12 protein-coding genes and 1 pseudogene are annotated in these 13,219 nt (G+C 35.5%); all 13 read left to right on the top strand.

Going from position 1 to position 13,219, the window contains the following annotated elements; genetic code table 11:
- The first annotated feature begins 105 nt into the window (after positions 1 to 105).
- The 13 genes and pseudogenes from NYP54_RS03855 to rfbB all read left to right on the top strand — a co-directional run bounded on the left by NYP54_RS03855 (position 106) and on the right by rfbB (position 13,216).
- Complete coding sequence (locus NYP54_RS03855; protein WP_283157239.1) at positions 106 to 288, top strand: hypothetical protein; 183 nt, start codon at positions 106 to 108, stop codon at positions 286 to 288.
- An 88-nt stretch (positions 289 to 376) separates the two neighbouring features.
- Positions 377 to 1,555, top strand: a complete 1,179-nt coding sequence (locus NYP54_RS03850; RefSeq protein WP_283157238.1) for an IS3 family transposase — start codon at positions 377 to 379, stop codon at positions 1,553 to 1,555.
- Between the two features lie 67 nt (positions 1,556 to 1,622).
- Positions 1,623 to 1,871 (top strand): hypothetical protein, encoded by a 249-nt coding sequence (locus NYP54_RS03845; RefSeq protein WP_283157237.1) that lies wholly within the window; start codon positions 1,623 to 1,625, stop codon positions 1,869 to 1,871.
- Between the two features lie 39 nt (positions 1,872 to 1,910).
- Positions 1,911 to 2,261 carry a nucleotidyltransferase domain-containing protein gene (locus NYP54_RS03840; protein WP_283157236.1) on the top strand — a complete coding sequence of 117 codons (351 nt, stop codon included), beginning with the start codon at positions 1,911 to 1,913 and terminating at the stop codon, positions 2,259 to 2,261.
- A 96-nt stretch (positions 2,262 to 2,357) separates the two neighbouring features.
- Positions 2,358 to 2,885: pseudogene (locus NYP54_RS03835) on the top strand (AAA family ATPase).
- Between the two features lie 81 nt (positions 2,886 to 2,966).
- Positions 2,967 to 4,331 carry a transposase gene (locus NYP54_RS03830; protein ID WP_283156153.1) on the top strand — a complete coding sequence of 455 codons (1,365 nt, stop codon included), beginning with the start codon at positions 2,967 to 2,969 and terminating at the stop codon, positions 4,329 to 4,331.
- Positions 4,332 to 4,866: 535 nt separating this feature from the next.
- Positions 4,867 to 6,666 (top strand): ABC transporter ATP-binding protein, encoded by a 1,800-nt coding sequence (locus tag NYP54_RS03825; protein WP_283157235.1) that lies wholly within the window; start codon positions 4,867 to 4,869, stop codon positions 6,664 to 6,666.
- Positions 6,667 to 6,738: 72 nt separating this feature from the next.
- Positions 6,739 to 7,632 (top strand): glycosyltransferase, encoded by an 894-nt coding sequence (locus NYP54_RS03820; RefSeq protein ID WP_283157234.1) that lies wholly within the window; start codon positions 6,739 to 6,741, stop codon positions 7,630 to 7,632.
- A 128-nt stretch (positions 7,633 to 7,760) separates the two neighbouring features.
- A complete protein-coding gene (locus tag NYP54_RS03815; RefSeq protein WP_283157233.1) occupies positions 7,761 to 8,858 on the top strand; it encodes a DegT/DnrJ/EryC1/StrS family aminotransferase in 1,098 nt (365 codons plus the stop codon).
- Positions 8,859 to 9,071: 213 nt separating this feature from the next.
- Complete coding sequence (locus tag NYP54_RS03810) at positions 9,072 to 9,914, top strand: hypothetical protein (protein ID WP_283157232.1); 843 nt, start codon at positions 9,072 to 9,074, stop codon at positions 9,912 to 9,914.
- A gap of 85 nt (positions 9,915 to 9,999) precedes the next feature.
- Entirely contained in the window at positions 10,000 to 11,316 is a 1,317-nt protein-coding gene (locus NYP54_RS03805; protein ID WP_283157231.1) for a hypothetical protein, read from the top strand.
- 20 nt (positions 11,317 to 11,336) lie between these two features.
- Complete coding sequence (gene rfbA, locus NYP54_RS03800) at positions 11,337 to 12,212, top strand: glucose-1-phosphate thymidylyltransferase RfbA (RefSeq protein ID WP_283157230.1); 876 nt, start codon at positions 11,337 to 11,339, stop codon at positions 12,210 to 12,212.
- Complete coding sequence (rfbB, locus tag NYP54_RS03795; RefSeq protein ID WP_283157229.1) at positions 12,212 to 13,216, top strand: dTDP-glucose 4,6-dehydratase; 1,005 nt, start codon at positions 12,212 to 12,214, stop codon at positions 13,214 to 13,216. Before rfbA ends, rfbB begins: the two co-directional genes overlap by 1 nt.
- Positions 13,217 to 13,219: the final 3 nt, after the last annotated feature.

Here is a 13,219-nt window from a genome sequence, read left to right as displayed (position 1 = left end):
TTTTGTGCGATATTGTTGTTTTTTAGGTCAGTTATTTTATTTTTTGGAATCTCTTACTAGACTCAAATATGACTAAAATGTGTTTGAACCTAAAGGAGATTAGTTATGAAAAAGCTATTATCAATTATCGTTGTTGGAATGTTTTTAAGTGGTAATATGGCGATTGCAGCTGGTACAGATTTTCCAGCTAACTCAGTCATGGGCAATAAAATGATGAATAAAGACTTCAAGTCACCATCTGTTCAGCGCCAGAATGCGACCGTGTATTTTCAAGAGACTGATCTATAAACTATAATACCCCAAGAAATTTAAACAGTATCTTTTGAAATTCATTTCCGATATATTGTTGAAAGTGAAATGAACAGAGGGCGTATTTATGAGCACAAAAAGGACAACTTACTCATCCGAGTTTAAGGTCAAAGTTGTATTGGAATTATTGGCAAATGAGCTTACGTTAGCAGAGCTTGCTAGCAAGCATAATATAACGACAAAAAACATCCAAAACTGGAAGAAAATCTTCTTGGATAATGCCGTTATTGCTATGGAGCCAGCCAAGGCGGTTAAAGAGTACAAATCTGAAAATGATAAGCTTCAACATGAGGTGGATAAGTATGCCAAGAAAGTTGGTCAACTTACGATTGAAAGGGATTGGCTTGAGGGAAAGCTCGCAAGCTTGGACTTATCAACTAAAAAATCTATGGTGGAGTCCAAGCTAGAAAATATTTCCATAGTTAAGCAATGCCAATTATTAGGTATAAATCGAGGCAACTGCTATTACACGCCTAAAATCAATAAGGAAGCACTTAAAATTAAAGCGCATATCCAGAAAATCCATGAAGAAATCCCTATTTATGGTGCGCTGAAGGTTCATCAGCAATTACTTGAGGATGGATTTAGTGTCAGCGTGAATACGGTGCAGAAATACCGTCAGGAAATGGGCTTAAAAGCGGTGTTGGCTGTCAGGTTTCCTAATTTGTCCGAGCCTTGTAAACAGCATGTTAAATACACTTATAAACTGCGTGGTATTAATATTTGTCGCGTTAACCAAGTGTGGTCTACTGATATCACGTATGTGAAGCTTAAGGGTGGTATGGTTTATCTTGCTGCGATAATTGATTGGTATTCAAAAGCCGTATTAAGTTGGCGTATATCGAATACGATGGATAGTAGCCTGGTAATGAGTGTTTTGCATGAAGCCCTTGATCGCTTTGGCAACCCTGAGATTTTTAACACTGACCAAGGCAGTCAATATACCTCGCATATACATACTGAGGCATTATCCAGTAGAGGTATTACTATCTCAATGGATGGTAAAGGGCGAGCTACTGATAACATTTGTATTGAGCGTTTTTGGCGCAGTGCAAAATGCGAGCGAATTTATCTTAATGAATATGGTTCTTTGCCTGAGCTTAGGTCTGATCTTGCTGATTATATTGATTTTTATAATCACCGTAGATTTCATGAGAGCTTGGGATACAAAAAACCAATGAATGTGTACAAAGAAGGTGCTATTGACTTTAAAAGTCAGGTGCAAAAAACATTGCAGGTTGCATGACATGTATAGGAATAAGAATTTTTAAAAAACTGTATTGACACTTTGGGGTAGAATACTGGGTGGATTTTTGCATGATAAGAATGCACAGTCAAAAATCTGGCCGATTGGGGAATCAAAAAGGCAACATGTATCCAGTATGGTTTATGACTTAGCTGTTCCGGTAAAGATTGAAACTTTAAGGCAAGGTAGTCCACATAAACTTGTCTTGACCAAAGATGATGAACTTTATGCAATATCACTTAAGCGACACCAAAAAATCAGTGGTGCTTTAGCACAATTATGTTTGGATTTTAATATTAAGGAAGATGCCATTTAATGCATGAAGATAAATTACTAAGCATAAGGTGCTTAAGCGATGAGATTATCCGAACGAATGAAAAGGATTCTAAAAAAAGCCGTTTCTCAAAGCTTTGGCGAAGTGCCTGTATACTTGTTTGGCAGTCGTGCTGATGATGACTTAAGCGGTGGTGATATTGATTTAGCCATTGATGTTGAAATGGATAAAGAGCAATTTTGGCAATGTAAAGTGCAATTTAAAACAGCGCTTTTGCAAATGGGTTTTGATCAAATTGAAGTGGATGTTGTCGATGTACTTTCATATTGGCAAGACTATGCGTATGATTTGGGTGTAAACAAACAAACGGTACAAATGATCCAGAAGAAGTTCAATGACGTTTATGCACAGAATCGTCAGTTGCTGGAGTAAACTTGATTGTGAATTGTGAATTGTGAATTGTGAATTGTGAATTGTGAATTAAAAATTAAGCATTGAAAATTAAAAATTATACAGGTTGAGGCAAATATGAAAAGACTTCCTATTGGTATCTCAAGTGATGAATATATTAAGTTTGTGATGCTAACTGGCGTTTCAAAGTTTAGCAAAGTCAGCTTGTTTAGTGACTTAAATAACCTAAAAGATATTACTTTAGATGCTAAATATGCTTATATTTGATATGGTTATACGCAATTAGAGCTTGAAGTATCTTTTAAAGCGCATTTAGATCAGGGTGGTGTTGACAGAAAGCTGTTAAGAAGTTGGTATAATGGTTATAACTTCGCAGGAAGTGACAAGCAGAAAGTTTATAATCCCTTTGATATTTTACTGTTTATTGATGAAGGCTATCATTACCAAAACTACTGGTTTGAAACGGCAACACCGATTTTTTTAATTAAAATGATTTTGAAAGCTTATTTCAGATCTTTAGCAGTCACTTTGCTTCTATCCCTAATGATTGGTATCGTAATAACGGTATTGAGCGGTACGAAGGGTCATCTCGGGAAAACGAAGAGTACTGCTCTTCGCCGAGTGACGCCCGGAGCACGGAGCTAAGGACCGGAATACAAGTTTAGAGGTTTTTGGTGCCGGTAGTATTTATCTTCTGAACTTTCCCGAATTTTGTAAGAATTTGCTATGGATGAGCTGCAGACCAAAGTTTATCCCTATATCTTAGGGTTGCTAAAAAACAGGAGCAACTCATCGATGGATACCTTACAACCTTTACTTAATCACTTGCAAGCACTTTTTAAAAGAAGCACTCAAAAAGGACGGCTTTTTAGTGCAGTGATTTTAGCAATGATTATACCTATCGGTTCTGGTATCAGTAGTCAAATTTATCGTAAACTCGTTCAGATAATAGGTTACTCACTTAGCAGAACACGCTTTTATCGCTTTATGGCAAGTAAATGCTTTAACTGGGATGTGATTTGGAAAGCTATATTCAAACTGATTCCATTACCATTGACTGATGGACGCCTTATCATAGCCTTAGATGACTCTACCACGCCTAAAAGCGGTAAGGAAATATTTGGTTGTGAGCATTTCTTTGATCATGCAGCCAAGCACAATCAAAGTAAATACCCTTGGTCACAGTGCTTTGTTCAACTGGGGCTCTTAAAGTTCATTCATACCCGTTGGGCATTTTTGCCATTGTTGACGCGATTTTATCACTCTAGCAACAAAGCAGCGGCTGAGTGTTTTAACAGTAAAATTACACTGGCCTGCCAAATGATTCTTAAGCTTAGCACCTGGACAAAATCCCCCATTCTTATTGTGACTGATTCATGGTTTGGTAATGGTAAATTGTACAACCCGTTAAAAGATCAACTAGGTAATCGAGTCCATATCCTCACCATGTTACGCAAAAACAGTGTTTTATACGGTTTTCCTGAGGTTATCGAAGGTAAAACATGTGGGCGTCCTGCAAAATATGGTGCCAAAGCAGGTTCTGTTAGGGATTTGGCAAATGAATATAAAGCTAAAGCCCAAAAAGTCACAAGCTTTGTTTATGGTAAAAAGCGTGACATGCTTGTCTACGAGAAAAACTTCATGTCTAAAGCTTTTAAATGCCCGATAAAAGTTGTCTTTGCCTATTACAAAAATCACTTCGTTGCTTTAGCAACAACAGACTTAAGCTTAAGCGTAACGCAGATATTGGAGTACTATAGCGCACGGTGGAAGATCGAGTCTGGTTTCAAAGAGCTCAAACATGACATCGGCAGCCAAAAAGCCCAAGTAAGATTGGAGCATTCGGTGATAAACCACTTGAATATGTGCATGCTTGCCATTACGATTATTTGGATCGCTGTCATGCATCTTCCAAGTGATGCAGTCAATGAGCTAACACATAATGGCACTAAGCCGCAATACACCTTTTCTGCGGCACGAAAGTTGTTGATAAAGCGTCAGAATAAACTCAGGGTTTGTCAAAATGGTGAATCTGAGCTAAAAAATCATAGAAATTCATGGATTCAAATGATTATTGGGCTTGCCGCTTAACAAAACTTGGGAAAGTTCAGTTTATCTTTTTGGCAGTAGAGTTGACGATGATAAAAGAGGCGGTGACATTGATTTATAGATTGTGCCTAATGACGTGCTGTCGCGAGATCAATTGCTTGAGAAGAAAATAGATTTCTTGGTTAGCGTGAAAAACTTGATAGGTGAGCAGAAAATAGATGTTATTATTGCCACGAATGAAAATAGGTTGATTGAGCAAGAAGCATTAACTAAAGGTGTTAAGCTATGAGTGGCGATAATATATCAAATACATTTCAAGAAAAAATATATGAATGCAATAATTTATGAAAGCGTGTGCGCGTTTTGCAGGGTGAGGCTTGATGTTGAATTAAAAATTGAGAATTAAAAACTAAAAATTAAAAATTGAGAATTACTGCAATATCTTATAAGATTAGCGACGGTTTTCAAGTGAAGAACTTATGAGTTTCAAAGTGAACATTGGACATGAGATAAAGTGGATAGAAAGATTTCGGTTGTTGCTTGTTTGACGCATACTTCTAGTGATGATGTGTGTTAGATGAAAAAATTTAAATATTATTTTTTTGGCATCATGGATGCAAAAGATAAAAAAGCCTTCTGGCGATATGTTATGGTGCTCTTTTTAGGTAGTGTTTTTGCTGTTTTAGGAATTGGCGCTGTAATACCTTTTATCAATGTATTGATTCAACCTGAGAAAGTGATGTCTTATCAAATTTTTGATGGATGGGGTTATAACCATATAATCATTATCTTAACAGTAGTTTTGATTATTGCATTTGCCGTTAAAAACTTAGTAGCATTATGGTTGCTTAATTATCAATCTAAATTCTTATTTGGTTTGATGGCAAAGATACAAGGTAAACTTTTTACTGGTTATATGGCATTGCCCTATGAATATCATTTGAATCGCAGTACGCCTGATTTGATTAAAAATGTTAATAATGAAACGACAATGTTGTCTAATTATGTTGTGGCACCCTTTGGCTCGTTTTTGACTGAACTTTTATCCTCAATATTCGTGCTTGTTGTTTTATTTTGGATTAATCCAGTTTTTACCATATTGGTTGCAATATTTTTAGTTTTAGGTGTAACACTCTTTATGCGGCTTATTAAAGTTAAAATAGAGCACTACTCAAATGTGCGCTCTGAAGCGTGGTCTTCAATGACGGAGAATGTTTTAGCTGGACTTTCGGGTATCAAAGAATCAAAGTTATACCATTGTGAGAAAACGTTTTTAGATGCGTTTAAAAAAGATGCTGTTCAACTTAAGTCATCCAGTGCCTTTCAGCTAACATTTCAACAAGCGCCAAGAATGCTGATTGAGTTTATTGGTTTAACAGTGGTGATGTGTGTGTTGTGTGGCTTCGTTTTGGTTGGCAACACGCCACAGAGTATGTTTGTGCTTTTGGGAGTTTTTGGTGTTGCCGCTGCACAACTTCTACCAAGTTTAAACCGGTTAACTCAAGCGATGGTTCAAATAAAATATGGGATGCCAGCGTTAGAAGGGATATATAATGAGTTGCACCAAGTTAAGTCTAATGATTTGTTGTTACTCGAGCAGAAAAAAAAGGTAAATACTTTTAATTTTATTGATTATCTTAAACTCAAGGATCTATATTATAGCTATGCAGATGGCACGCAAGCGATTAAAGGTGTTTCTTTAAATATTCCTAAAAATAAAAAAATTGCTTTTGTCGGTGAATCAGGTGCTGGTAAAACGACTTTAGTTGATTTGGTTATGGGGTTATATGAGCCATTGCAAGGCCATATTGAGCTCGATGATGTAGTGATTAAAAATGCTGATCAAAAGCTAGCATTTCAGAAGCTGTTTGCTTATATCCCGCAATCTATTGTCTTGTATGATAAAACAATTAGAGAAAATATCGCCTTTGGTGTTGATGTTGATAAGATTGATAACCAGCGTATTCAGGCGTGTTTGCAAGCTGCACAGTTAAAGGAATTTGTTAATCAATTAGATCAAAAAGAATATACATTTATTGGTGAGTCTGGTGTGCGTTTGTCCGGTGGACAAAGGCAGCGTATTGGAATTGCGCGTGCACTTTATCAAGAACCTCAGATTTTAGTGATGGATGAAGCAACGTCAGCACTTGATAATAACACCGAAAGAGAAGTAACTGACGTGTTGTCAAAACTAACAAATCTCACTATCATAACGATCGCACATCGTTTGAGTACGATTCAAGATTATGATGTTATATTTGTGATGCAGAATGGCAGGGTAATTTCTTCGGGCAAATATGGTGAACTACTGGAGAATTGCAGCGTGTTTGCAAAAATTGCGGCGAGCTCTAGCAAAAACTTTAAAAGAAATGAGTAGAAGTATACCGTTTGGCTTATATTTAGAGCGGAGTTTAATTAATTTTATGAGACTAAATTATGGTGATTATATATGGAGAATGAAATGGTTAGTGTGGTAGTTGTTACTTATAACTCTTCTCAAACCATATTAGAAACTCTGGCTAGTATTAAAATACAGACATATAGAAAATATATAGAGGTTGTGGTTGCTGATGATTGCTCTGAGGATGATACTATCAGCCTAGTGGAGGATTGGGCGGCAGTAAATAAAGATCTTTTTAACTCGTTTGTGGTGATTAAAGCTGAGAAAAATATAGGTATTACTAAGAATTTTAATCAAGCAGTACAAAATGCTAATGGGGAATATATAAAACTATTAGCTGGAGATGATCGTTTACGTGACGCTGAAAGTATTAAGGAATACCTTGATAATATGCCAGAAGAAAAAGCTATTCTGTTTACTCCTGTTGCCATATTTGGATGTGTCAATGCCAAGAAGTTAACCGCTCGTGAGCGTGATCATTTTAAAGTTTTTTTGAGTGCGAGCAAAAGAATTAGAAAGGGGCGTGTGTTTTCAAACTCAATATATTCACCAAGAATAACAGGAGTGTTTTTTAGAAAAAGTATTCTTGTAGATATGGGTTACTTTGATGAAAATTACCCAATGATGGAGGATTACCCTTTTCTGGTATATGTTTTTGAAAAGCGCTACGATGATATTGTTTTTTTTGATAAGCAATTGTACGACTATAGAGTTAGGGAAAAATTTTCAGAAGAAGTGTTTTTTAGTAAGCGAAAAGTTGAGCATGTAACATCTTTAAATAGATATAGATCAGAAAAAATCTTGCCATTGCTCTACAAAGAGTATTACTACATTCTTCTATTGAAAACCTTTTTCAAAATGACGATCTCTGCTATGGAGGTAAAAAATATTGTTTTTGGAAGAGTGCTTTTTAGCTTGCGCAAAGCGTTAAAAAGAGGGTGATTTTTATGTGCTTTGATTTACCGAGTGTTCTGATTGATAAATAAGCTGTTTTGGCTATTTAATAAATGATTGCAGCTTGGTGTTTGACGTGGAAATGATCAAAATTATATGAAGGAGTTAGATGTCTTATGGTGGATTTTTTAAATTTAGCTAAAATTAATAGTTTATATCAAAAAGAGTTGAAGGACGCCTGTGCTAAGGTGATAGATAGTGGTTGGTATATTCATGGTGAAGAGTGCACAGCCTTTGAGGAAGAGTTTGCTAAATATTGTGGTGTAACATACGCGATAGGGGTCGCCAATGGTTTGGATGCTCTTATTTTAATTCTTAGAGCTTATAAGGAGCTTGGAATTTTTGAACCAAAAGATGAAATTCTAGTTCCTGCAAATACCTATATAGCAACAATATTGGCCATATCGGCAAATGATTTAATACCTGTTTTAGTCGAACCCAATCTGAATGATTATCTTATTGATGTGGATCAAATAGAAAGGTCTATTACAAGTAGAACAGTAGCTATTATACCAGTCCATCTTTATGGGCAAACTTGCCAAATGGATCGAATTAATGCCATAGCCGAGAAATATAATCTTAAAGTTATTGAAGACTCAGCGCAGGCTCATGGAGCGTATTTTTTAGATAAAAGAGCGGGAAACCTTGGTAGTGCTAGTGGATTTAGTTTTTATCCAGGTAAGAATCTAGGAGCTTTAGGTGATGGGGGTGCTGTTACAACCAATGACGTTGATCTTGCTCAAGTGATAAGAGCTTTAGGAAACTATGGAAGTATGCACAAGTACAAGAATATATATAAAGGTGTAAACAGTAGATTAGATGAAATGCAAGCAGCAATGCTTAGGGTTAAACTGAAGTATCTTGATGCTGATATTGATGCAAGAAGAAGGGTTGCAGCTTTTTATTTAAAAAACATAAGAAATACTAAGATTTCTTTGCCGAATAATCGTAGTTACGATAATCATGTATGGCATTTATTTGTTATTAGGACAGATAGTAGAGAAAAGTTGCAAAAATATTTGTTAGATCATGGCGTTTGTACAATGATACATTACCCAACTCCTCCCCACCAGCAAAAAGCATATCCAGAGTTGTCATTACAAAAGTATCCATTATCTGAGAAGCTACATAATGAAGTTTTAAGCTTGCCTCTAGGGCAACATATGTCGGTAGATGATGCTAGGTTAGTAGTTGACATTATAAATAATTATTAATATTTAGATCAAGGCAGTGTGTACCCAGTGGGAAAATTTTTTAGTAATCTCAGTGCAAATCCGTTTTGTAGTTGGTTTTTGTCAAAGATAATGTTGATAAATATTTTTTTAGATTATCTTGTTTATAAGTCTTTGCAAGATAGGATATAGCGTTAAAATACAAAATATAATTTATAAATAAAGGCTTTAGAATTATAGATGAAAGGGTTAAAAATGAATAACTGTACTGTTGTTGTTTGTAGTTGCGATGACTATGATGATGTGTGGGAGCTTTTTTTTTGCTCATTTAAAGATAATTGGGAGGGGTGTGAATATGATTTGTTGCTGAACACAGAGTCTAAGCAAATCGATATAGATTGGGTTAAGGCTGTTAACTCCAATTATTTAAAGGGTAGAGATAAATGGGGGGAGCGTTTAATTAATGTATTAAGGAGTGTTTCTACTAAATATGTTATCGTTTTGTATGATGATTATGTTTTGAGCGGAAAGGTAGATAGTGATGAAATCTCTAAATGTATAAGTCGTATGGAGGTTAATGAAAATATAGCTGCATTTTATTTGACAAACTGCTCTCCCCATGATGTTCAGGACGGTGAGTTTCCAAAATTTAACAAGGTTGCAGATCGGGCTGATTATAAGCTTAATTCTGCGCCAGCAGTTTGGAATCGAGTTAAGCTGTTATCGTATCTTCAAGAAGAAGACACGCCTTGGGCCTGGGAATATTTTGGTAGTTATAGAGCCTATGAAACTAAAGATATATTCTATCAGGTTAAAATTGAGGAAGATGATATTTATCCTTATTTTACTGAGGGCGGTGCTATATACAGAGGTAAATGGCAGGAGAAATTTGTTAAGCCATTGATAGAAAAGTATAATCTAAACTTAGATTTATCGAAAAGAGGATGTTCTCAAACCTTGCCAAGCCAGCGTAGGAGAAGTTTAAAATGGAAGGTGGACTTCTTTAGAAAAGGCTTTAATATGATTGGTTTTGCTGTAATTATATTTATGTTTAGAATTGTTAAAGAAAAAATTAAGAAGAAGTTCATTAATTTATAGAATTAAAAATTACTTCATATTGTTTTGTATGTAGGTTTTTAGGGTTCATTTGGTATGAACTAAAGAATGGAGTTATCAGATTTTTATGGTTATTAAGAGAGCTAGGTTTATTTACTTATTGCCCTTGATCGTTGTGGAGAGTTATCTTTTGTTCACATTGGCTCTTTTATATTATGGTCCAATTACTTGGAGATTACACAATGTGACTCTTTTTTGGTTTTTGATTTGCGCCTATCACATTTCCTTTATTATGGGTTATCTTTACGTGGTTAATAAATATGGAGCCAAATACATAGAAGGTAGTAAGGCAACCACCAAAGTAAATAAGTTTGTGCTAAAGTATTTTTGGGGGATTTGGATTTTAGCATTAGTTGCTTCATTAATTATGTATAAAAACGGTGTTAATAACTCAACTGTGATCCCATTTAACATATTTGAGAAAATTAGTACGGGATTGAATAATTTTGCAGTAGCAAGAGGAGATTTTAATCATTCATATATGAATAACCCTGAGAATAGTGTTTTAGTTACGTTTTTTTATGCGGTGACAGCTTTATTTAGATACTCATTACTTCCAATCACAATATTGTTATGGAGTAAGTTGAGTACATGCAAAAAAATTTTTGGATTAGCACTTGGTTTCTTCCCGATAACCATTTCCTTATCAACAGGTACTAATTCGTATACTATTTTTATCTTCATCCAGTTGCTCTTATCTTTATGTATTATAATTCTAAGAAAGTGCTATATGAGGGAAAAGATAAAGCATTTTAAGTTAGCTTTGATTTTTTTATGTTGCTTGAGTTTTGGTTGCGTCGCTGTTTTTTTAACGGTCATGTCAGCTAGAATGCCTGTAACTTCACTTTATTCTTTGGAAAAAGCATCACCTTTAGGGGATGTTACCTTTTCTAATACGATAAAGGTATCATCTTTTGATGCTGCGCTGTCAAAAATTGATTTTTACTTGGTGCAGGGCTATTACGGGATGTCCTTGGCTCTTTCTAAAGACTTTACTCCAACATATGGTGTGGGCTCATCTTTATTTGTAATTTCTTTTCTTGATAAGCATTTTGGAGCTGATCTTAACTCTAAGACCTATCAGCACAAAGTCAACTCGGAATGGAATGAATATGCCTTATGGCATTCATTTTATAGTCAGGTAGCTAATGACTTTAGTTTTTATGGGTTGATAATTCTAATGTTTTTTATAGGGATAGTCTTTGCGAGTGTTTACATTTCTATCCTTATATACAATGACCTGCTTGCAAAAATTTTATTTACTATTTTTGGTATTATGTTTTTATTTATGCCAATGAATAATCAAGTATTTAATAATATGGAATTGTTAATAGCTTTTTCTCTACTTCTCGTTTTGTGGGGGAAAAAGAAATTTAAATTATAGTTTGGAGGTTATGAAGAAATATGAAGGGTATTATTTTAGCAGGAGGTAGTGGCACAAGACTTTACCCCTTAACTTTAGGCGTAAGTAAACAATTATTGCCAGTATATGATAAACCTTTGTTGTATTACCCCTTATCAGTATTGATGCTAGCAGGTTTGCGAGAAATTCTAATTATTTCTACTGCGCGTGATATTCCCTTGATTAAGGACCTTCTAGGTGATGGTTCACAGTTTGGTATGAAGCTAAGTTATAAAATTCAGCCATCACCGGATGGTTTGGCGCAAGCATTCATTTTGGCAGAAGACTTTCTGGCGGGTGATTCGGCTTGCTTGATTCTGGGAGATAACATTTATTATGGTCAAGGATTGCCAGATTTTCTAAACATAGCGAAAACACAATGTAATTTGGACAATGGTGGAGCTTGTGTGTTTGGTTATTATGTTAACGATCCAGAGCGTTATGGCATTGTCGAATTTGATGATAATAATCAGGTGGTTTCTTTGGAAGAAAAACCCAAGAGCCCTAAATCAAAATATGCAGTTACTGGACTTTATTTTTATGATAATCATGTGGTTGAGTATGCAAAACAAGTCAAACCTTCGTGGCGTGGCGAGCTTGAAATCACGGATTTAAATAAAATTTACTTGGAAAAGAAAAAATTGAATGTACAATTGCTAGGTCGTGGCTTTGCGTGGCTTGATGCGGGAACGCATGACTCGTTATTGGATGCTTCGCAATATATTGCGGCAATTGAAAAGCGCCAAGGGCTGAAAATAGGATGTCTAGAAGAGATCGCATGGCGTAAAAAATTTATTACAACTGAGCAAATGCTAACGCAAGCTGAGTTGCTTAATAAGACCGAGTATGGTCAGTATTTAAAAGGGTTAGTGAATTAATGTATAAGGCTAAAAATATTTTAGTTACCGGTGCCGCAGGATTTATCGGTAGCAATTTTGTACGTATGCTGTTGTTAAAGAATGAGCAATATAAGGTGATATCTTACGATAAATTAACCTATGCGGGTGATTTAAAGAACCTTGAGGACTTGCCAAATGCCCAAAATCATACCTTCATCCAAGGTGATATTTGTGATGAGGAACAAGTAGCGAAAGTATTAAGAGAACATAATATTGATACTGTGATACATTTTGCAGCAGAGTCGCATGTTGATAACTCGATAGCAGGTCCCAAGGTGTTTTTTGAAACGAATGTGATGGGCACCTTTAATCTTCTAGAACAGGCGAAAAGATTTTGGCTTGATGAAAAGGGGCTTGATGAGACTCAGTGTCGTTTTCATCATGTGTCTACAGATGAGGTATATGGTACTTTAACAAAAGAAGCACCGGCATTTACAGAAGGCAAAGCCTATGAACCTAACTCACCTTATTCAGCATCAAAAGCAGGGTCTGATCATATTGTGCGTTGCTACTATCACACCTATAAGCTACCAGTAACTATGTCGAATTGTTCTAATAACTACGGACCTTATCAGCACCCTGAGAAATTAATCCCAGTGGTTATTAAAAGTTGTATTGAGCAAAGTCCTATTCCAGTTTATGGAGATGGTAGCAATATTCGTGACTGGCTCTATGTTGAGGATCATTGTGACGCAATTGCCTGTATACTTGAAAAAGGTAAAGTAGGTGAAGTTTATAATATTGGTGGCAAAAATGAGGTGGATAATTTAACCTTGGTTAAAACTATTTGTCAGTTGATGGATAAGTATCACCCAGATAATGCGCCTCATCATAAATTAATTAACTTTGTTGAGGATCGTAAAGGGCATGACTGGCGCTATGCAATTGATAATAGCAAAATTCAAAATGAATTAGATTGGAAACCTTCTAAGGATTTTGAGAAGATGTTTAAACAGACGATTGAATTTTATTTGGCGGATTAATAT

The organism is Cysteiniphilum sp. QT6929 (assembly GCF_030035755.1).
Classification (GTDB): domain Bacteria; phylum Pseudomonadota; class Gammaproteobacteria; order Francisellales; family Francisellaceae; genus Caedibacter; species Caedibacter litoralis.
Note: the sequence above shows the minus strand (reverse complement) of the source record. Positions and strands in the feature narration are given on the sequence as shown.

Coding starts and splice junctions, on each gene's coding strand:
- rfbA (WP_283157230.1), top strand. CDS start 11,337: ATGAAGGGTATTATTTTAGCAGGAGGTAGTGGCACAAGACTTTACCCC.
- NYP54_RS03825 (WP_283157235.1), top strand. CDS start 4,867: ATGAAAAAATTTAAATATTATTTTTTTGGCATCATGGATGCAAAAGAT.
- NYP54_RS03855 (WP_283157239.1), top strand. CDS start 106: ATGAAAAAGCTATTATCAATTATCGTTGTTGGAATGTTTTTAAGTGGT.
- NYP54_RS03850 (WP_283157238.1), top strand. CDS start 377: ATGAGCACAAAAAGGACAACTTACTCATCCGAGTTTAAGGTCAAAGTT.
- NYP54_RS03810 (WP_283157232.1), top strand. CDS start 9,072: ATGAATAACTGTACTGTTGTTGTTTGTAGTTGCGATGACTATGATGAT.
- NYP54_RS03830 (WP_283156153.1), top strand. CDS start 2,967: ATGGATGAGCTGCAGACCAAAGTTTATCCCTATATCTTAGGGTTGCTA.
- NYP54_RS03840 (WP_283157236.1), top strand. CDS start 1,911: ATGAGATTATCCGAACGAATGAAAAGGATTCTAAAAAAAGCCGTTTCT.
- NYP54_RS03815 (WP_283157233.1), top strand. CDS start 7,761: ATGGTGGATTTTTTAAATTTAGCTAAAATTAATAGTTTATATCAAAAA.
- rfbB (WP_283157229.1), top strand. CDS start 12,212: ATGTATAAGGCTAAAAATATTTTAGTTACCGGTGCCGCAGGATTTATC.
- NYP54_RS03805 (WP_283157231.1), top strand. CDS start 10,000: ATGGTTATTAAGAGAGCTAGGTTTATTTACTTATTGCCCTTGATCGTT.
- NYP54_RS03820 (WP_283157234.1), top strand. CDS start 6,739: ATGGAGAATGAAATGGTTAGTGTGGTAGTTGTTACTTATAACTCTTCT.